Here is a 17016-nt window from a genome sequence, read left to right on the forward strand (position 1 = left end):
ACCACGCCGCCGACAATCGCCGGCATGCCTCATGCCGTTTCCCTTCTTCGCGCCGCACGCCTGGCGCGAAGCACCAAGCCTTTTCTTGCCCGAGGTGGTTTCAAGCGCGAGCGCTGTGCGGGCTGCCGACTGGTGCCCAGCCATTGCATGTGCGCCGTGCGTCCTTCGGTGCCGACGCGCGCGGGCGTGTGCCTGCTCATGGCCGATATCGAGCCGCTCAAGCCCACCAACACCGGGTGGCTGGTCGCCGATGTGGTGGCAGATACCTTCGCCTTCGGCTGGGCTCGCACCGAAACCGATCCCGCGCTGCTGGCGCTGTTGAGCGACCCGCAATGGCAGCCCTATGTGGTGTTTCCGGGGCAGTACGCGGCGCCCGAGCGCGTGGTCATGAGCGTTCCCGCTTCATCCGACGCGGCCGGCGGCGATGTTGCCAGGCGCCCGTTGTTCATCCTGTTCGACGCCACCTGGGCCGAAGCCCGCAAGATGTTTCGCCGCAGCCCCTACCTCGACCGGCTGCCGGTGCTGAGCCTGCAGCCCGAGCAGGTCACGCAGTACCGGTTGCGCAATTCCGGCCGCGACGATCACTTCTGCACCAGCGAGGTCGCCGCGATGTGCATGAGCCTGGCCGGCGAGCAGGCGGTGGAACAGACGCTGGAGGCCTACCTGGCGGTGTTCACGCACCACTACCTGCGCGCGAAGAACCAGCAGCCCGTGGCGTGGGACGGTGCCGCGCACCAGCGGTTGCGCGAGGTGTCCGCGCTGCGCGAGCAGGTGGCCTGATCGATCCTGCGCGGGTCCGCCTCAGCGCAGGTCGAACAGCGCCGTCGCATTGCCCCAGGCGACGCGCTGCGCCACGGCGGGCGGCAGATCGCCGAGCCAGGTGCGGTAGCCCTGCATGATCTCGTCGTAGGCGCTCCAGCGCTGGTTGACCCAGGTGTCGGAGCCGACCATGAAGCGCTCCGGGTACTTGAGGATCAGCGCACGCCATTCGGGGCACAGGCGTCCGCCCTCGCAGGTGAGGCCCGGGCGGTACGAGAGTTCGCCCATCAGCAGCGGGTAGCGCTCCAGCATCGCCTGCACGCGCTCGACCGGCGTGCCGCCGATGCCGGTGTGGGCCCAGATCAGGCGCAGCGCGCGGCCTTTCGACGGGGCGTTTGCCATGAGCAGGTCGACGGCCACGTCGTCCACGTGCGCGAGCACCGCGAGCTTCTTCTCCTCGGCCAGCGCGATCAGCTTCTTCGCCACGGGGCCGTTGGCGTTGGCGCTCTCGTACAGGTGGAATTCGCCGAGGCCGCGATAGGGGCCGCTGGCCGTGCCGCGCGCCAGTTCGCTCAGCACCATTTCGTGGATGGTCTCGTCGCGGAACCAGTTGTTGTAGTCGTCGCGGTTGCGGTACAGGCGCACGAAAGGCACCACCGTGACACCGGCGGCGCGCGTCTCGCGCGCGGCGGCCAGGGTCTGCGTGCCGGCGTTGGGCCGCGAGTTCGCGATGATCGCCTTCACCTGGTTGCGCTGCATGCGCGCGAGCGCTTCGGTGGGCGGGAAGGGGCCGGAGGTGCCGTCCCAGGCTTCCTGGTTGTAGTGCAGGTGGGTGTCGAACAGCGGGCCGCTGTAGGGCCCGGTGGTCTGTCCGTGTGCCGATGCCAAGGTCAGGGCCGCGCAGGCGGCGAGCAGCGGGGCTGCGATGCGGGTGAGAGGGCGCATGAGGTTCTCGCGGTGATGACCGGAAGGCCGGATTACATCACCGCACGGACTCAGGCCGCAGCCGCGCCCTTGTCGCCGGACGCGACGTCGAAGCGATCGCGCGGGCCCGCTTCAGCTGCCGGCCGGGTGCGGCGTCGCCTTGCGGCTGCCATCCAGCGAATACAGCTGCGGGCGGTCTTCCACCGCGACCGTGTCGGGTCCGTGCTCCGCGGCGCGCGGTTGCCGGTACAGCTCGTTCTCGAGCCGCCGGGCACGTTCCGCGTACATGCGGGCGAGGGCGCTGTGATGCTCTGCGGCAGCCTGGTGTTCGATGCGTGCCATCTGCGCTTCTTCGAGCAGCGCCGAGGCGCGTTTCAAATAGGCCGTGTGGGTGGGCCGAAACAAGAAGTCGAACATGGTTTCACACTCCTTTCCGCTGCGACAACGGTGCAATCATTGTGAACGAATGGCTCGCCAACGCCATCGATTCCTGTGGCTCCCACGCATCGAAGAAGCGTTCTGTTTCACTTGAGTCAGCCAGAATCGGCGGCGAAGAGAGAGGGTTCGATCACCGATGCACAAAGAGGTTCGCTTTTGTCTGGAATACCGGCTTGCCGCCGATGGCCCTGCGCATGCCGTGCAGACCGCCTGGATGGTGGATTCGCCGGCCACGCGCGCGCAGATCGACGAGATGATCGCCAACGCGCGCGCCATGAACGCCTTCGCGTCGAAGTGGTGGATCGAGGAGCGGCAGGGCGGCGAGGCCCCGCGCTGAAGCGGGAGGAAGTCAGTCGCGCATGTTCGCGAACTTCACCAGCGTTGCGTACTTCGCCGTGTCCTCGCGCATGATCTGACCGAGGTCTTCCCTGCCCGTGGCGGGAATGGAGCCGCCTTCTTCCAGCCGGCGGCGGATCGCCGGGTCGGCCAGGCCGGCCTGCAGTGCCGCGCGCAGGCTCTGCACGATAGGCGCAGGCAGGTCTTTCGGGCCTGCGAGCGCGAACCAGCCGCTCAGCTCATAGCCTTTCAGCTGCGGGTGTTCCCCGAGCGCCGGCACCTGCGGCAGGCCGGGAAAGCGCTTGGCCGACGAAACACCCAGCGGCACGATCCGCCCACCCTGGAGAAACGGCGCCGCGGCGGTGGGCGACACGATCGCGAAGTCGAGCGTGCCACCGACCAGGTCGCTCGTGAGTGGCGCGGTGCCGCGGTACGGAATGTGCGTGAGAAAGAGCCCCGCGCGCTGCTTGATCTGTTCGCCGACGAAGTGCAGCGTCGAGCCCACGCCCGAACTGCCGTAGCTGAACTTGCCGGGGTTGCGCTTGGCCAGGGCGATGAACTCGTCGAGGTTCTTCACGCCAGCCTTCGGGCTTGCCACCAGCAGCACGGGCGCGACGGCAAGCAGGCTGACCGGGGTCAGGTCTTTCACCGGGTCGTAGCGCTGCGCCGGGTTGACCAGCACCGTGGCCGCCATCTCGTTGCTGGAGCCGGCCAGCAGCGTGTAGCCGTCGGCCGGGCTGCTTACCGCGCGCTGCGCTGCGACCACGCCTGCGGCGCCGGTCACGTTCTCGACCACCACCGTCGCGCCGAGTTTGGCGGAGAGGATGTCCGCCGCCACGCGCGCGGCCATGTCGACCGAACCGCCCGGCGCGTAGCCGACCAGCAGCTTGATCGGCTTGGCCGGGTAGCTGCCCTGCGCGAACGTGGGTGCGGCAGCACAGAGGGCGGCGGCGCCGAGCGCGCTCCAGACCACGCGGCGCGAAACGGAAGAGGGAAGACGGGTCATCGCGGCTCCAGTAGAGGAAAGTGGAAAAGAGAAGGCCCGCTCAGGCCTGTGCGCTCAGGAAGCGCCGCACCAGCTGCACCCAGTAGCTGGCCGCGATCGGCAGGATCGCGTCGTTGAAGTCGTAGCCGGGGTTGTGGACCATGCAGCCGCCGGTGCGGTGGTGTTCGCCTTCGCCGTTGCCCACGATCAGGTAGCTGCCCGGGCAGCGCTCCAGCATGAAGGAGAAGTCTTCGCTGCCCGTGAGCGGGGCCAACGGCGGCAGCAGGCCGTCGTCGCCCAGCCAGTCGCGCGCGACCTGCCGCGCGAAGCGGGTGGATTCCTCGTCGTTGACCAGCGCGGGGTAGCGCCAGTGGTAGTCCACCTCGGCCTTCACGCCGAGCGTGGCGGCCTGTGCCTGCGCCAGCTGGGTGATGCGCTCGCGCAGCATGGCGCGGATCTCCGGGCGGTAGGCGCGCACCGTGAGGCGCATCTGCACGCTGTCGGCAATCACGTTGGGAGCGTCGCCGCCGTGGATCGCGCCCACCGAGACCACCGCCATCTCGCGCGGGTCCACGTTGCGCGACACGATGGTCTGCAGCGCCACGACGATGTGTGCCGCAGCCACCACCGGGTCCGCCGACAGATGGGGCGCCGAACCGTGCCCGCCGCGTCCTGTCACCGTGATCGTGACCGAGTCGGACGAGGCCATGAACGAGCCTTCCTTGAAGCCGAACTTGCCCGCGGGAAAGCCCGGCATGTTGTGCAGCGCAAAGATGGCATCGCACGGAAAGCGGTCGAACAGGCCTTCCTCCACCATGCGGCGCCCGCCGCCCAGGCCTTCCTCGGCCGGCTGGAAGATCAGGTGCAGCGTGCCGTCGAAGCTGCGCTCTTGCGCGATGACGCGCGCGGCGGCCAGCAGGATGCTGGTGTGGCCGTCGTGACCGCACGCGTGCATCTTGCCCGGCACCTGGCTGGCGTAGGGCAGGCCGGTCGCTTCCTGGATCGGCAGCGCGTCCATGTCGGCGCGCAGGCCGAGGCGCCGCGTGCCGCTGCCGCGTTTCAGCGTGCCGACCACGCCGGTGCCGGCCAGGCCGCGGTGCACCTCGTAGCCCCATTCGGCCAGGCGCGTGGCCACCAGCTCGCTGGTGACGTGCTCTTCGTAGGCCAGCTCGGGGTGCGCGTGGATCTGGTGGCGCAGGCCGACCATCTCGGGCGCGACCTCTCGCACGGCGGGCACCACGCTTTCGAGGGCGGCGGCGTTCTCGACAGTGAATGTCGTCATGGGGGATCTGTCTCCTTGCTTTCTTGCGGCGAGTCTAGGAAGTCCCCGTGCGCCGCGGCAGACAGGCGCCGCCATGCGGGGGCGGGCGGTGCCTGTCGCCGGTGGCGACTGCGGATAATCGGCCGCCATGAAGCTGCACCAGCTCCGCTATCTCGCCGCTGTCGCCTCGGAGGGCAGCATCCGCGCCGCCGCGCGGGCGCTGGGCGTCACCCAGGCCACGGTCACGCAGGGCCTGCGCGAGCTGGAGGCGCATGCGCAGGTGGCGCTGTTCACGCGCCACGGCGGCGGCATCGCCTTCACGCCGGCCGGCCAGGAGTTGCTGGTGCATGCGCGGCAGATGCTGGCCCAGTTGCGCCGGGCCGAAGACACGCTCTCGCGCCACCGCGATACCGGCGCGCAGCAGCGCCTGACCGTGGCCATCACGCCCTGGATCACGCAGACCCTGCTGCCGCGCGTGGTGTCGCTGTTTCGCGAAGAGCTGCCGCATGTGCAGCTGGAGATGTTCGACGGCCTTTCGGCGCTCAGCTATCCGCGGCTGCGCGAAGGCAGTCTCGACCTGATGATCGGCCGCATCGGTCCCGACGAGGCCATGCAGGGGCTGCAGGCGCAGCCGCTGTTCCGCTACGACATGACGGTGGTGGCACGCCGTGGCCATCCGCGGGCTGGCGCGCAGTCGATGGCCGAACTGCTGCAGGACGACTGGGTGCTCAACTTCACGCCGGGCGAGGGCGCGAGCTTTCTGGACAACCTGTTTCGCCAGCACGGCCTGGCCGCTCCCGTGCAGCGCATCCAGCTGGCCCATTCGCCCTCGATGATGCTCGGCCTCGTGCGCAAGAGCGACATGCTCACCTTCTGCCCCTGGCCGTTGGTGGAGACCGAGAGCCTGCGCCATGCGCTGGTGACGCTGCAGCTGCGCGAGCGCTTCCACAGCAACGTCGTGGGCATCGTACGCCGCGCCCAGGAAGCGCCGTCACATGCGGCGGCGCGCTTCATCGCGCACTTCCTGGCGCAGCTGCCCGCGTGGCAGGCTTCGGACGATCCGGAGATGCGGCGGGTGCTGCACTCGGTGGATTTCATCGAGGCCGTGCCGGACGCCTCGCCACCTCAGCCGTGATAGTCGCCCCACGACATCCGCACCATGCCCGGCGGCGTCGGCGCATCGGCTGAAGCCAGCGTCACCGGCGGGTCGTCGTCGACGCGGCTCCTGGCGCGCGAGTCCCAGTCGTCGAGAAAGACCTGCTGGTAGTACTGCGCCACTTCCTCGTTGTGGATGATCAGCCCGGCATCGCGGTTGCGCAGCACGCCATCGCCGGACCAGTTGGTGCTGCTCACGAGCACCGTGTGGCCGTCCGCGATGATCCCCTTGTTGTGGATGCTGCCCTGCACGCGGAACACGTCCTGGTTGCAGCCCGCCTCGACCAGCTTGCGGATGTTCTCGGCCGCGCTGGTGCTGCCCAGGATGATGCGCAGGTCGAGGTCCGGCTCGGTGCTGCGCTCGGCAACCTTGCGCAGCAGCGCGCGGAAGTCCGCGTCTTTTTCCGCATCGCTCCAGGTCATGTAGGCGAACTGCAGGTACAGCGAGGTCTGCGCGCTGTCGATGAGCGCGTTGATGTGCGGCAGGTAGTTGTCCGGCGTGAGCACGGGCTGGACCTTGACCGTGGTCTTCACCGACGGCAGCCGCGCCGGTTCGACCGGCACGACAGGCCCCGCGAAGGCCACGGCCTGTTCCAGCAGGCTGTCGAGCGGAACGAACACATCGGGCAGCGTGGGCCTGGCCGCCACGGCCAGCGCCGCATCGGCGGCGCCGTCGGCGTCTTCCTTCTCGGAGGCCCTGAGGTCGTGCCGGATGTACTTCTCGAAGACCTTCGAGAGCACGGCGTCGGTGCAGATCACATGCCATTCGCGGTTGCCCTTGCTGAACATGCCCTTGGCCTGCGCGGGCGTGGCCACGGGGTCGATGTCGGGCTGGCTGCGCCGGCTCCAGTTGCCACTGGAAAGCCAGAAGGCCTTGCCGTCGCGCACCGCCACCTTCTCGTGGTACGCGCTGGCGAAGCGGCGTCCCTTGCCGCACTGCACGAGCCAGGCCGTCAGGCCGCCTTCCTGCTGCAGCTTGCGCAGCTTCTTGCGGATGACCTGTTCTTCCTGCGTCATGCCGTCGTCCCAGCTCAGCGACGCCTGGATGCCGCCATCGCGCACGAGGTCGATGAAGACCTGGGCGATGTGGTCGGCATTGAAGTCGTACATCGCCACGGACAGCGATTTCGTCGTTCCTTCGAGAAAGGGCCGCAGCACCGGCCATCCGGCATCGGGGCCGACGTGGCACAGGAAGGGCTGCTTCACGTTGTAGGGCTTGTCGATGGGCTGGCCCGTGGGCGGTTTGTAGACGAGGTTGACGGCGGCTTCGGCGAGTGCGTCCACCGTGTCCTCGAAGTCCGCGCTGGCGGCCAGCTGTCGCTCGGGGGCGGCCTGCATCACACAGACGCGATAGGGCCCGAGCTGCCGGGGCACACGATCGGCCGTGGCCACTTCCGACAGGGGGCGCTTGCGGTCGACCAGCACGATCACGGCGGGTTCGCGCAGGAACCGGCCGTCGACCAGCGGAAAGCCCGGCTCCGCCGCCACAAAGCCGGGCAGGGCCGCCAGTTGCGCCTGGTGAGCCGCGATCACCGAACGGACCGCCGCGCGCGCGGCATCGTCGAGCACTTTCATGGATGTTCCTCAGGGCGGGTGGTGCACACGCACGCCGGCGCCTGCCGGTTCGGCGCGCGCGAAGGAGGGCGCCCCAGGGGGCGGCGTGTCAGGAGATGTTGGGCAGCCGGCGCGACAGCTCGACCGATTCGACGGCCGGGTCGGCTTCGAGCTGCTGGAGCTTGTCGAGCGGGATCTCCGCCGAGAACAGGCCCGGCGAGATGTCGGCGCGCGCGGCGATGTAGTCCGGGCGCTCGGCGCCCTCGCACAGCTTGACCAGCACGACGACCCGCTCGCCCGACACCGGCGCGGGGGCGGCCGAAAAGTCGAGCTTCTTGAGCGAGCGCAGGTCGATGGGCATGAGAGGGCAGATGGGGGTCGAAGCACAGATTACACCCCCCGTTCAGGTTCGGCACAACCGCGCCGGGTGTGGGGGACATGGCGCGTGCGTCGGGTCGAGTGTCAGATCGCGCCGCTGCCGGCACGGCCGTCACCGCGCTGCGGGTCCCAACCGGCCGGCCCTGCGCCGGGCTTGACGCCCGCCTTGAGCCTGGCGCGGATGTCGGCGATGGACAGGTTCTTGCCTTGCTTCCTGGCCTTGGCGAGCATCAGCGCGACCAGCCCGGTCACCGCCGGCGCCGCCATGCTGGTGCCCGACTTCTTCACCATGCCGTCCTTCGTGCGCGACTGCGCGGCCTTCACCTGCACGCCCGGCGCGCTGACCTCGGGCTTGGGCCGGCCGTCTCGGGTGGGGCCCGCGCTGGAGAAGCTGGCGGCCGGCTCGCCCGTCTTGCGGGCGTCGTACGCGCCGACCACGATCGACAGCTTCCCCGTCGACAGCGAGCCCAGCAGGTGCGACTTCACCGGGTTGCCGAAGTACGACTGGCCGCTGTCCAGGCGTTCGAGCCACGCATGGAACGGCACCTCGTCGGCGGCCAGGGCGTGCAGGCGCACCTTGAACTCGCCGTCGGGCCAGTTGGGGGCCAGCCAGATGCCGATCACGTTGTCCTTGTTGTTCGGGTCGGTGATGCGGCTGCTGAGGAACGCGGCGATCTCGCCGTTGCCTGCGCCGAGCGGAAAGTTTTCGCCCGGCGCCACGCTCGCGAGCACCTCGTTGTCGGGGCCCAGCAGTTCGGCGCGCAGGCGCTGGCTGCCGCCGTACCAGAGTTCGAACTCGCCGCCCTTGCCGTTGACCAGGGTCCACGACACGTCGAGGTGCCCGTTGCCGGGCACGGTGCCTGCCGTGTGGGTGTTGTCTTCCTGCGAGTTGCCGGCGGCCAGGACGATCGCGCGGTTGGGCTTTTGCGACACGAGCGCGTCGAAGCCTTGCTCGACCAGCGAGGTGCCGTCGTGCGGACCGCCGTTCGTGCCCAGGCTCAGGTTGACGACGCAAGGCTTGTCGCCCGCACGATCGAAGATGAACTTCACGGCCTCGAGCATCTGCACCGAATCGCCGAAGGAACTGAACACCGCGTTGTGCCCGGTCCATGCGATGTCCCGGGCCGACATCTCGACGAAGATCAGGTCGGCCTTGGGCGCCACGCCGGGTTGCAGCGAACCCCGGCCGTTGCCGCCCGCAATGTCCATGACGTGCGTGCCATGCGAGCCGGGGCTTCCGGGCTGGCCCGCGCCGGGGTCGTAGCCCAGCGCCTTGTACGGGTCGGCCTTCTTCAGTGCCTTGTCGATCTCGGCCGCTTCGAACAGCCGGCCGTAGCCATAGGGACTGTTGGCCTTGGCCGGCGCACCTTGCTGCCAGAGCGCCAGCAGGCGCGTCTTGCCGTTGGCCTTCAGGAAGTTCTGGTGCGCGAAGTCGCCGCCCGAATCGACCACGCCGATCACCACGCCGGTGCCGCCGGCCGTGCCGGCCAGCGCGGGGCTGTCGGCCTGCACGCCCATCGAGGCGATGGTATTGTTCAGGGCCGGCAGCACCGGCTGCGAGGCCTTCATGCTGAGCACGGCCGGATGCTGGCGAATGGCCTCGGCCTTGCCGAGCGGAATGCGGCCCGTGACGAGCACCGTGCCGTCGGGCAGGGTGCCGATGTCGGAGCCCGCATCGACATCGGGGATGTCCGCCCACTCGGCATGGCTGGTCACGCGCGCCACGACCGGCACCGAATCGCCGTCGGCGGACGAGATCGGCATGCTCTGCTTGCCCGCGCGCCGGTTCATCACCGCCAGCTGCAGCCGCGGGTCCATCGAGGTTTCCACATCCATCGGCAGGCGCTGGAGCTGCGCGAGCCCGAAGGCGGACACCGGCGAGAGCCGCGTGCACAGCGCATCGGCGGTGCCGGCGAGCGCGGCGGTCAGGGCAGGGGAGACTTCGCCCGGCAGGTGGCCCGCGGCGGGAGGATCGGCTTGCGTCGATGGGGCCACCATCGCGGCGGCCATCTCGGGCGGAAGGTCGACCCAGCTGTTGAGCAGCTTGATCTGCCCGCTCACGTGAAGCCGCACGTTGCCCGACGACAGCGCCGGTGTCAGCACCCCATGCGGCATCCTGGGGACTTTCGTATCAGCAGGCGATTGCTTCTTCGCGGCGACGCGCTTCTTGGCTGTGGCCATCTGTCGGATCTCCTTCCGCACGGGGTGCTGGGCGAGTACCGCGAGGTGTAGCAGATTGGCATGTCATCTGTCACCTCGGCCAGGAGGAAGGGCAGTCAGAATGGCCGCATGAAAGTCGTGTTCAAGCTCCTGCTCGCCTACCTGGTGGCGAGTTTCCTGGCAACGGGCCTCGCGCTGGTGCTCTATCCGTCGCACGCGCATGTGCCTGCGGTGGTGGTGCTGCTCGCATTCCCGCTGCTGCCGTGGACGCTGCTTGGCAATCTGGTGAGCGGAGGCGCCAGGGCGAGGGATGTGTGGCCGCTGGTCGTCTTCGTGCTGGCGTTTGCGGGTGTGGCCTGGCTGGCGTTTCGAAGGTCAGGAGCGCCGTCGAAGGAGACGGCGCGGCCGTAGCGACGCCGGACTTACTTCGCCACGATCTCGAAGACATCGCCGTTCGTCGGCGTCGCGTTCTCGTGATAGATGTCGTAGAGGTACTGCGCGAGGTCGGCCGGCGCCACGTCCGGCGGAATCGCGAGCTGGGCGGGGCCCAGTTTCCCATCGGCGCCGACCCAGAGGCCGCGCCAGCGGGCATCGGCCTTTTCGACACGAAGGGTTCGGCCGAACACATTGAAGAGGTAGCGCATCGTCGGGGCTCCGGTCGTGACGGGAACGAAAAAAGCGGGGAGAGGGTGGCTCCACTGTAGCGTTCCCGTCGTGTGCACAATGAACCGGATTCATCGCTCACAGCCTTCCGATCGACGCATGACGAGCCCTGACGTACGCAAGACCTACGAGTCGGCCGTGGCCGCACTCGGGCCCGCCGCCGAGCGCATGCTGGCCGAGGGGGCGAGTGAGGAACAGGTGGCGCGGTGGATCTTCGCCAAGCGGGACGATCTCAAGCTGCACTACCGCGCGCTGACGCCCCCGGACGAACTGGAGGCGCTCGAAGCGAGGTCGCACAGCCGCTATGGCAATACGTTGGGCCCGTCGATCGAGCAGCTGCGAAGCGCCGGAAAGTCGTGGCGGGACATCATCGATTCGGCAGCGCGGCCGGGAAATCACTACCACCAGGGCAGTCCGGGCGATTGATCGCGCATCAACCGCCGATGCGCCAGCGACCGGAGTTCGGGCAGACCTCGGCCTGCTCTCCGTTCACCCGGACCTGTTCCTCATCGAGCTGCGATGCGCCGATGGGATCGACATCGAAGCCGATGCCGAGCAGGCCCGCCACCTGCGCATCCTCGAGGGACAGCTCCCAGGTCAGGAACAGCTGCGAGTGGTCCTGCCCGTCCGGGAAATCGGCGGCGTCGAAGCCGTGGTGGCTGCCGCGCGGCACGACGGCGTGCGGCTGGCCGGTGTCGAACAGCAGCGCCGTGCCGCGCGTGAGCGCGACGCGGTGGCCCGTGACGGGGAAGTGCACGTCCAGGCCCTTGTCCTCGCTGAGGAAGAGATTGCAGAAGGCCGCGCCGCCGTACTGCGCGCCGTCGTGGTGGTAGCGGGCCCCGCGGCAGGCCATCAGGGCGACATCGCTGGCGGGCAGCAGCGTCGCGGGCAGGCCCAGCGCGCCCAGCCAGTCGGACATCGCCTGCACGCACTGCGCGTAGTCGGGCCAGCGCGTGCGCGCACGGGCCAGGGGCATGGTTTCGACATCGCCGGGTTCCAGGGGCACGTTCGTGGCGATTTCACGTTGCCAATCGGCCACGAGGCGCGCCGGAGGCTCGGGCACGTCGAGCAGGGCCGAGTGCACGACGCCGCTCACGCTGCGGCTGCGCAGCGTGTCGCCATGCCAGAAATAGGAGGTCAGCAGGTCTTGCATGCGGGTGGCTTTCAGGTCACGGAGGGTACACGCGGAGGTGCGCGCCATCCCCCGGGGGGCATGCCCGATGCGGCATACTCCCACCCCCTCCCAACTCGCCAGAATTCCGCTGAATGGACAAGGAAGTCGAACCCTCCGTGCTCACCGCCATCGATGAGATGCGGCTCTCCGGACCGCGCCTCACGCCGGTCGAAATCGTCGCCAAGATGGGGGTGTTCGACGCACGCGACAAGCCGTTCGAGCACGCCTGGCTCGCCACGGGCGACAACGTCATCGCCACCATCTGGGGCGAGTTCGTGAGCGTCGGGGCCGGCGGCCGCTGGTTCTACCTGGAGTCGCTCGACGCCCAGCGCCGCCCCGGCGGCGGCGTGCGCAGCGCCCAGCAGGCGCAGCGCGCCAAGGACCGCCTGGCCCTGCTCAAGCGCACCTTCGATGCCGGCCAGGGCTTTCGCGCCGTGCTGCAGACCAACCGCATCGCCATCGCCGAACTGGAGAGCAACAAGAACGCCAAGGTGTCGACGCGCGTGCGCGACGACGCCGAGTGGCATGTCGCGACCTGGGAACCCGAGCAGCAGCTCGCGGTGCTGGTGCGCGGCCCGCGCGGCTGGGTGCCCACCGAGGCCGACATCGCGGCCGCCAAGGCCCGTGGCGGCGTGGCGGCGGATGGCGAAGCAGATGCAGCCCCGGCCGGCCCTGTCACGGAAGACGCGGTGCAAGACGCCGCCATGGCCTACGTCATGGGCCACTTCAAGGGCTACGGCTACAACGCGGAAGACGTGACCAGCAAGGCGCTGGGCTTCGACATCGAAGTCTCGAACGCCAAGGGCGCGATGCTGCTCAAGGTGGTCGTGAAGGGCACCGCCCCGGCGCTGCCGACCTTCGCGCTCACGCCCGAGCAAAGCATGGCCGCCGTGCGCGAGCCGCTGTGGCGCTTGCTCGTGGTGTCCGATGCGGGCAGCGGAACCGCGGCGCACAAGATCTACAAGCCGACCGAAGTCGACCAGGCCCCGGGCTTCCAGCGGAAGGGCTGAGGCCCGAAGGGGAGGACGGCGCCCCTGCGCCGCGTCTTCGCCCGTCAGCCGCCGCGCGCGACGATGTGCGCGATGTTGCGCTCCGCCAGCGCGGCGATCGTGAGCGAGGGGTTGACCGAGCCCGTCGAGCCCGGCACCAGCGCGCCGTCCATCACGTAGAGGCCGGGGTGCCCGATCACGCGGCCATGGGCATCCGTTGCGCGCCCGATCACCGCGCCGCCCAGCGGGTGAGCGGTCCAGTTGCGGCCGTTCACCGATTCCACGAAGGGCCACGCGCCCGGCACCGTGCCCGAGGCGTGCGCGATGCGCTGGTTGATGCTCTGCATCGCCGTGAACGCGTCGCCGTTGCCGTTGGCGGCCCAGTCCAGCACCACCGCGCCCTTGCTGTGGTCGTAGACGAAGCGGCCCCGGTTCGTGTCGTCGTAGACCATGCCCAGGGTGCCGAGGATGCCGACATCGACGGGCACGCCCGGGACGTACCAGTTCTCGAAAGTCACCGGCATGCCGGTGCGGGTGTCGTGGATCTTGCTGGCACTCGGCGCGCCCTGGATGATTCCGCCGGGCTGCGAGAAGCTGCGTACCACGATCGCATCGCCGTTCGAACCCCAGCCCTCGCCCACGTGCTCGTTGAGGTTGCGCAGGCTGCCCTCGGCGCGCGCCTTCACCAGCAGCGACGAGCTGCCGACCGATCCCGCCGCCAGGTAGAGGCGATCGCAGCTCAGCACGTAGCGGCCGATCGTGGCGCCGGTGACGCTGCGCTGGATCACGTCGACCGTGTAGCGGCTGCCGTCCCAGCCGATGCCTTGTACTTCCTGTCCCGCGAAGACCCGGGCCTTGCCGCTGGCCTGGGCCCACTTGAGGTAGTTCTGGTTGAGGTCGAACTTGGCGCCGTTGCTGTTGCCGTGGTTGGTCAGGCCCGCGATGGCCGACTTGCGTGAGCGGCCGCTCAACTCGTCGCGGATCACGTTCCAGTTGAACAGCGAGTCGATGCGTGTCGGCTGGTAGCCGGCCTTGATCGCCTGCTGGTCCCACGCGCGCGAATGGCCGAAGGGGTGGCTGCGGTAGATGTCCTCCGGCATGGGGCTCAGGCGCAGCATCTGGCGCACGCGCGGGAAGTAGGTGCTGTTCATCTCCGCGAAGTCGACCGAGCCCTTGAAGATGTCCTCGAAGTAGCGCTGCTCGGGCTGGATCATCACGCCCGTGAAGATCACCGAGCCGTCGCCCACGCAGGCGCCGCGCCAGACGGTCATGTGCTCGAACTCGGTGGCGTCCATCACGCCGCCGAAGGAATCCATGTGCGCGGTCAGGCCGGTGATCATCCGGGCCTTGTTCTTGAACCAGAAGGTGCGTCCGTCCGGGAGCGTGTCGTTGCCGAAGATCTGGCGCGTCGGCGAGCTGGGCCAGGCGAAGCCGCGCTCGAGTACGGTGACCTGCTGTCCCGCTTCAGCCAGGCGGTGCGCCGTGATCGCGCCCCCGAAGCCGGAGCCGATCACCAGATGCGGGGTGTAGGTGGGAGGCCGTGGGCTGTTGACGAACACCTCGGGAACCAGGCTTCGGTAGTACAGCGCGCGCAGCAGCGGCGTTTCGCGCGAGGCATGGGCGGCGCCTGCACCGCCCGCCAGGGTTCCCATCGCCAGGCTCTGCTTGAGCCAGGTCCTGCGGTTCACATCGTTCGACACTGCCAATCGTTCCATCAAATTGCTTGCAAGAAATACCTCCCCGGGGGATGTCTGCATGGATTTCAAGGTGCGCAGAAACTCGATGCACGAATGAAGGAGCCATGAGGGGGACTTAGAGGTATATCGCTTCCTTGTATTTGCACCCAACGAAGCGCGATGGAAGGGCCTTGAAATCGGTTGAATACTTGCGCGGGAAAAAGTCCGATGTTCAAAAGGAGAACCTGGAGGGAATTGCCGTCTTCAACGTCGCACGTTTCGCGAAAACAAGGGTGCTTCCCGGCGGTGGTTAAGGCTTCGTCCTATTTCTTGATGAATCGAATTCCGGATGGCCACAGCGTCACCTGCAGGTGACCTCGAGGACATCGCCTTCGCCGGCGTCGCGCCCTTGTTGCAGATGTCATACAGGTCTGCGCAAGCTCCTCGCGCGGAACGGCTGGCAGGCGTGGGGAATCCGCCTCGGTACGCGAGGCGCCCTGTTGGATGCTGGGGGCGCCAAGGTCGGCACGGGCGCGATACGCCACAGGGCGGTAAAGGCTCGAACTCTTTCTTACAAGTCTCCCCACGGATTCCCGGTGTTTCCAACGGTAAAGTCCGCCGTCCGGCGCGAGTGGTTCGTGCCCGTTGCCCGTCTTTCCCCCGTTTTCATGTCCAACCTCATCGTGCACGGCGGTACGCCCCTTCGCGGCCGCATCATTCCCTCCGCCAACAAGAACGCGGTGCTGCCGGTGCTCTGCGCCACCTTGCTCACCGGCGAACCGCTGCGGCTGCACGGGGTGCCCGACATCACCGACGTGCGCAAGATCCTGGACATCTTCCGCACGCTGGGCAGCGAGGTGCGCATGGACCACGAGAGCGGCACGCTCGAGTTGCACCACCGCGAGACCGCCTTCGACGCGGCCCGCCACCGGCTGCCCGAGGAAATGCGCTCGTCGATCATGCTGGTGCCGCCGCTGCTGGCGCGCTTCGGCGTGGCGCGGCTGGAAGACAACGTCAAGGGCTGCACGCTGGGCGTGCGCGAGATCGATCCGCACGTCGAGGTGTTCCAGCGCTTCGGCGGCGAGGTGGAGCGCACCGAGGGTTCGCTGCTGGTGTACGCCCCCGGCCGGCTCACGCCCACCGACCACTGGCTCGACTACGCCTCGGTGACGACCACCGAGAACTTCGTGTTGTGCGCCGCTGCCGCAGGCGGCACCTCGACGCTCACCAACGCGGCCTCGGAGCCGCACGTGCAGGAGTTCTGCCGCTTCATGGCCATGATCGGCGTGCGCATCGAGGGCATGGGCACTTCGCGGCTCACGGTGCATGGCGGCGGCACGCTGGGCGGTGGCGAGTTCCGCTTCGACGAAGACTTCCACGAGATCACCACCTTCCTGGCGCTGGGCGCGATCACGGGCGGCGACGTGGTGGTGCGCAACACCGCGCCCGGCAACTTCCCGCTGATCGACCGCACCTTCGCCAAGTTCGGCGTGCAGATCGTGCACGAAGACGGCTGGTCGCGCGCCATCCGCAACGGCCCGCTGAAGGTGCAGACGCCCTTCACGAGCAACGTGCTGACCAAGGTGGAGGCCGCGCCGTGGCCGTACTTCCCGGTCGACCTGCTGCCGATCTTCATTGCGCTGGGCGTGCGCGCGCAGGGCAATGCGATGTTCTGGAACAAGGTCTACGACGGCGCGCTGGGCTGGACCGGCGAGCTGTCGAAGTTCGGCGCGCACGTGTTCTCGTCCGACCCGCATCGGCTCATCACCTTCGGCGGCCACGCGCTCACGCCGGCGGTGGTCGAGAGCCCGTACATCATCCGCGTGGCGATCGCGCTCTTCATGGTGGCCGCGAGCACCGAGGGCAAGTCCGAGATCCGCAACGCGACGCCGATCCGGCGCGCGCACCCGCGCTTCGTGGAGAACCTGCGCAGCCTGGGCGTGCAGGTGGAGTGGACCAGCGAGGAGTGATCACCCCGTGATCGTTTCCGTCTCGAACCGGGCCAAGTGGCTGCTGCAGCAGGTCGGGCAACTGGTGCTGATGGTCGGCCTGACCTCGCTGGTGTTCAACTACGCCTACCGTTTCACGGTCGACCGCACGATCAACACGCCGATGTTCTATGCGGTGACGCTGCTGCTGGCGCTGGCGACCATCGTCGCGTTGCGGCGCGATTACCTCTTCGTGTCGGCCTTCGAGTTCACGCCCGAGGCCATCGTCGTGCGCACGGCGCTCGGCTTCTCCAAGCGCTTCGAGACGCAAGACTTTCAGTTCGTGCCCAGCCTGCACAAGACGATCAACCTGCCGGAGCCGAAGGCCTCGCTGTCCTTCGATGTGCAGAACCGCAAGACGGGCCGCCGCGCCCGCAACTACGCCTGGACCGGCTTCCCGGTCGAAGACTTCCGCACGGTGTGCCGCCTGTACGGCTACAAGGACGACACCGATTTCAAGCTGAAGGATTTCGGCAAGTCGCGTTGAGCTTGCGGGCAGCCGCGCCCGCGATGACCCCGCAGCCGCAGCGCCCACCGGCTTGGCCGGAGAATGCCGTCATTCGACACACGGACACA

Annotated in this window: 18 protein-coding genes; 8 read left to right on the top strand and 10 right to left on the bottom strand. The window is 68.5% G+C overall.

Annotated elements, in window-relative coordinates; translation table 11 throughout:
• Positions 1 to 24 precede the first annotated feature (24 nt).
• Positions 25 to 780 (top strand): tRNA-uridine aminocarboxypropyltransferase, encoded by a 756-nt coding sequence (locus D3H34_RS06200; protein WP_119552566.1) that lies wholly within the window; start codon positions 25 to 27, stop codon positions 778 to 780.
• Positions 781 to 801: 21 nt separating this feature from the next.
• Here the strand turns inward: D3H34_RS06200 and D3H34_RS06205 are convergent, their stop codons facing one another.
• Positions 802 to 1704 carry an amidohydrolase family protein gene (locus D3H34_RS06205; RefSeq protein WP_119552567.1) on the bottom strand — a complete coding sequence of 301 codons (903 nt, stop codon included), beginning with the start codon at positions 1702 to 1704 and terminating at the stop codon, positions 802 to 804.
• A gap of 111 nt (positions 1705 to 1815) precedes the next feature.
• A complete protein-coding gene (locus tag D3H34_RS06210) occupies positions 1816 to 2100 on the bottom strand; it encodes a hypothetical protein (RefSeq protein ID WP_119552568.1) in 285 nt (94 codons plus the stop codon).
• 157 nt (positions 2101 to 2257) lie between these two features.
• Between D3H34_RS06210 and D3H34_RS34200 the strand changes: the two genes are divergently transcribed.
• Positions 2258 to 2458, top strand: coding sequence for a hypothetical protein (locus tag D3H34_RS34200; protein WP_119552569.1), 201 nt, complete (start codon positions 2258 to 2260; stop codon positions 2456 to 2458).
• Between the two features lie 12 nt (positions 2459 to 2470).
• Here D3H34_RS34200 and D3H34_RS06220 read toward each other — a convergent pair whose 3' ends face one another.
• Both D3H34_RS06220 and D3H34_RS06225 read right to left on the bottom strand, forming a co-directional pair.
• Positions 2471 to 3463 carry a Bug family tripartite tricarboxylate transporter substrate binding protein gene (locus D3H34_RS06220; protein WP_119552570.1) on the bottom strand — a complete coding sequence of 331 codons (993 nt, stop codon included), beginning with the start codon at positions 3461 to 3463 and terminating at the stop codon, positions 2471 to 2473.
• Between the two features lie 40 nt (positions 3464 to 3503).
• Positions 3504 to 4649, bottom strand: a complete 1146-nt coding sequence (locus tag D3H34_RS06225) for a M20 aminoacylase family protein (RefSeq protein ID WP_434057680.1) — start codon at positions 4647 to 4649, stop codon at positions 3504 to 3506.
• 202 nt (positions 4650 to 4851) lie between these two features.
• Here D3H34_RS06225 and D3H34_RS06230 point away from each other — a divergent pair, with 202 nt between their 5' ends.
• Positions 4852 to 5838, top strand: coding sequence for a LysR family transcriptional regulator (locus tag D3H34_RS06230; protein WP_119552572.1), 987 nt, complete (start codon positions 4852 to 4854; stop codon positions 5836 to 5838).
• On the opposite strand, the gene D3H34_RS06235 is transcribed toward D3H34_RS06230, so the two are convergent.
• From D3H34_RS06235 to D3H34_RS06245, 3 genes are all read right to left on the bottom strand, one after another.
• Positions 5829 to 7433, bottom strand: coding sequence for a phospholipase D-like domain-containing protein (locus D3H34_RS06235; protein ID WP_119552573.1), 1605 nt, complete (start codon positions 7431 to 7433; stop codon positions 5829 to 5831). The two genes, D3H34_RS06230 and D3H34_RS06235, sit on opposite strands and share 10 nt — an antisense overlap.
• Before the next feature lie 88 nt (positions 7434 to 7521).
• Positions 7522 to 7773 (bottom strand): cell division protein FtsQ/DivIB, encoded by a 252-nt coding sequence (locus tag D3H34_RS06240; RefSeq protein ID WP_070095020.1) that lies wholly within the window; start codon positions 7771 to 7773, stop codon positions 7522 to 7524.
• Positions 7774 to 7874: 101 nt separating this feature from the next.
• Positions 7875 to 9971 carry a S8 family serine peptidase gene (locus D3H34_RS06245; protein ID WP_119552574.1) on the bottom strand — a complete coding sequence of 699 codons (2097 nt, stop codon included), beginning with the start codon at positions 9969 to 9971 and terminating at the stop codon, positions 7875 to 7877.
• A 108-nt stretch (positions 9972 to 10079) separates the two neighbouring features.
• On the opposite strand from D3H34_RS06245, the gene D3H34_RS06250 reads away from it, so the two are divergent.
• Positions 10080 to 10361: a hypothetical protein gene (locus D3H34_RS06250; protein ID WP_119552575.1), complete on the top strand. Its 282-nt coding sequence runs from the start codon at positions 10080 to 10082 to the stop codon at positions 10359 to 10361.
• Between the two features lie 11 nt (positions 10362 to 10372).
• Here D3H34_RS06250 and D3H34_RS06255 read toward each other — a convergent pair whose 3' ends face one another.
• A complete protein-coding gene (locus D3H34_RS06255; RefSeq protein WP_119552576.1) occupies positions 10373 to 10594 on the bottom strand; it encodes a DUF7661 family protein in 222 nt (73 codons plus the stop codon).
• A gap of 118 nt (positions 10595 to 10712) precedes the next feature.
• On the opposite strand from D3H34_RS06255, the gene D3H34_RS06260 reads away from it, so the two are divergent.
• Positions 10713 to 11039 carry a hemagglutinin gene (locus tag D3H34_RS06260; RefSeq protein WP_119552577.1) on the top strand — a complete coding sequence of 109 codons (327 nt, stop codon included), beginning with the start codon at positions 10713 to 10715 and terminating at the stop codon, positions 11037 to 11039.
• A gap of 7 nt (positions 11040 to 11046) precedes the next feature.
• Here D3H34_RS06260 and D3H34_RS06265 read toward each other — a convergent pair whose 3' ends face one another.
• Complete coding sequence (locus D3H34_RS06265; protein ID WP_119552578.1) at positions 11047 to 11766, bottom strand: hypothetical protein; 720 nt, start codon at positions 11764 to 11766, stop codon at positions 11047 to 11049.
• A 113-nt stretch (positions 11767 to 11879) separates the two neighbouring features.
• On the opposite strand from D3H34_RS06265, the gene D3H34_RS06270 reads away from it, so the two are divergent.
• Positions 11880 to 12797 carry a protein NO VEIN domain-containing protein gene (locus D3H34_RS06270; protein WP_119552579.1) on the top strand — a complete coding sequence of 306 codons (918 nt, stop codon included), beginning with the start codon at positions 11880 to 11882 and terminating at the stop codon, positions 12795 to 12797.
• A gap of 44 nt (positions 12798 to 12841) precedes the next feature.
• Here the strand turns inward: D3H34_RS06270 and D3H34_RS06275 are convergent, their stop codons facing one another.
• Positions 12842 to 14491 carry a GMC oxidoreductase gene (locus tag D3H34_RS06275; protein ID WP_286185481.1) on the bottom strand — a complete coding sequence of 550 codons (1650 nt, stop codon included), beginning with the start codon at positions 14489 to 14491 and terminating at the stop codon, positions 12842 to 12844.
• A 629-nt stretch (positions 14492 to 15120) separates the two neighbouring features.
• Here D3H34_RS06275 and D3H34_RS06280 point away from each other — a divergent pair.
• Complete coding sequence (locus D3H34_RS06280; RefSeq protein WP_119552580.1) at positions 15121 to 16422, top strand: UDP-N-acetylglucosamine 1-carboxyvinyltransferase; 1302 nt, start codon at positions 15121 to 15123, stop codon at positions 16420 to 16422.
• A gap of 7 nt (positions 16423 to 16429) precedes the next feature.
• Positions 16430 to 16927, top strand: coding sequence for a hypothetical protein (locus D3H34_RS06285; protein ID WP_119552581.1), 498 nt, complete (start codon positions 16430 to 16432; stop codon positions 16925 to 16927).
• Positions 16928 to 17016: the final 89 nt, after the last annotated feature.

The organism is Acidovorax cavernicola (genome assembly GCF_003581445.1).

What these genes read in the sequence shown, in the direction of transcription:
- D3H34_RS06205 (WP_119552567.1), bottom strand. Translation starts at nt 1,704, where the DNA reads ATGCGCCCTCTCACCCGCATCGCAGCCCCGCTGCTCGCCGCCTGCGCG.
- D3H34_RS06265 (WP_119552578.1), bottom strand. Translation starts at nt 11,766, where the DNA reads ATGCAAGACCTGCTGACCTCCTATTTCTGGCATGGCGACACGCTGCGC.
- D3H34_RS06260 (WP_119552577.1), top strand. Translation starts at nt 10,713, where the DNA reads ATGACGAGCCCTGACGTACGCAAGACCTACGAGTCGGCCGTGGCCGCA.
- D3H34_RS06235 (WP_119552573.1), bottom strand. Translation starts at nt 7,433, where the DNA reads ATGAAAGTGCTCGACGATGCCGCGCGCGCGGCGGTCCGTTCGGTGATC.
- D3H34_RS06220 (WP_119552570.1), bottom strand. Translation starts at nt 3,463, where the DNA reads ATGACCCGTCTTCCCTCTTCCGTTTCGCGCCGCGTGGTCTGGAGCGCG.
- D3H34_RS34200 (WP_119552569.1), top strand. Translation starts at nt 2,258, where the DNA reads ATGCACAAAGAGGTTCGCTTTTGTCTGGAATACCGGCTTGCCGCCGAT.
- D3H34_RS06200 (WP_119552566.1), top strand. Translation starts at nt 25, where the DNA reads ATGCCTCATGCCGTTTCCCTTCTTCGCGCCGCACGCCTGGCGCGAAGC.
- D3H34_RS06275 (WP_286185481.1), bottom strand. Translation starts at nt 14,491, where the DNA reads ATGGAACGATTGGCAGTGTCGAACGATGTGAACCGCAGGACCTGGCTC.
- D3H34_RS06280 (WP_119552580.1), top strand. Translation starts at nt 15,121, where the DNA reads ATGTCCAACCTCATCGTGCACGGCGGTACGCCCCTTCGCGGCCGCATC.
- D3H34_RS06245 (WP_119552574.1), bottom strand. Translation starts at nt 9,971, where the DNA reads ATGGCCACAGCCAAGAAGCGCGTCGCCGCGAAGAAGCAATCGCCTGCT.
- D3H34_RS06230 (WP_119552572.1), top strand. Translation starts at nt 4,852, where the DNA reads ATGAAGCTGCACCAGCTCCGCTATCTCGCCGCTGTCGCCTCGGAGGGC.
- D3H34_RS06225 (WP_434057680.1), bottom strand. Translation starts at nt 4,649, where the DNA reads ATGGTCGGCCTGCGCCACCAGATCCACGCGCACCCCGAGCTGGCCTAC.
- D3H34_RS06240 (WP_070095020.1), bottom strand. Translation starts at nt 7,773, where the DNA reads ATGCCCATCGACCTGCGCTCGCTCAAGAAGCTCGACTTTTCGGCCGCC.
- D3H34_RS06250 (WP_119552575.1), top strand. Translation starts at nt 10,080, where the DNA reads ATGAAAGTCGTGTTCAAGCTCCTGCTCGCCTACCTGGTGGCGAGTTTC.
- D3H34_RS06270 (WP_119552579.1), top strand. Translation starts at nt 11,880, where the DNA reads ATGGACAAGGAAGTCGAACCCTCCGTGCTCACCGCCATCGATGAGATG.
- D3H34_RS06255 (WP_119552576.1), bottom strand. Translation starts at nt 10,594, where the DNA reads ATGCGCTACCTCTTCAATGTGTTCGGCCGAACCCTTCGTGTCGAAAAG.
- D3H34_RS06210 (WP_119552568.1), bottom strand. Translation starts at nt 2,100, where the DNA reads ATGTTCGACTTCTTGTTTCGGCCCACCCACACGGCCTATTTGAAACGC.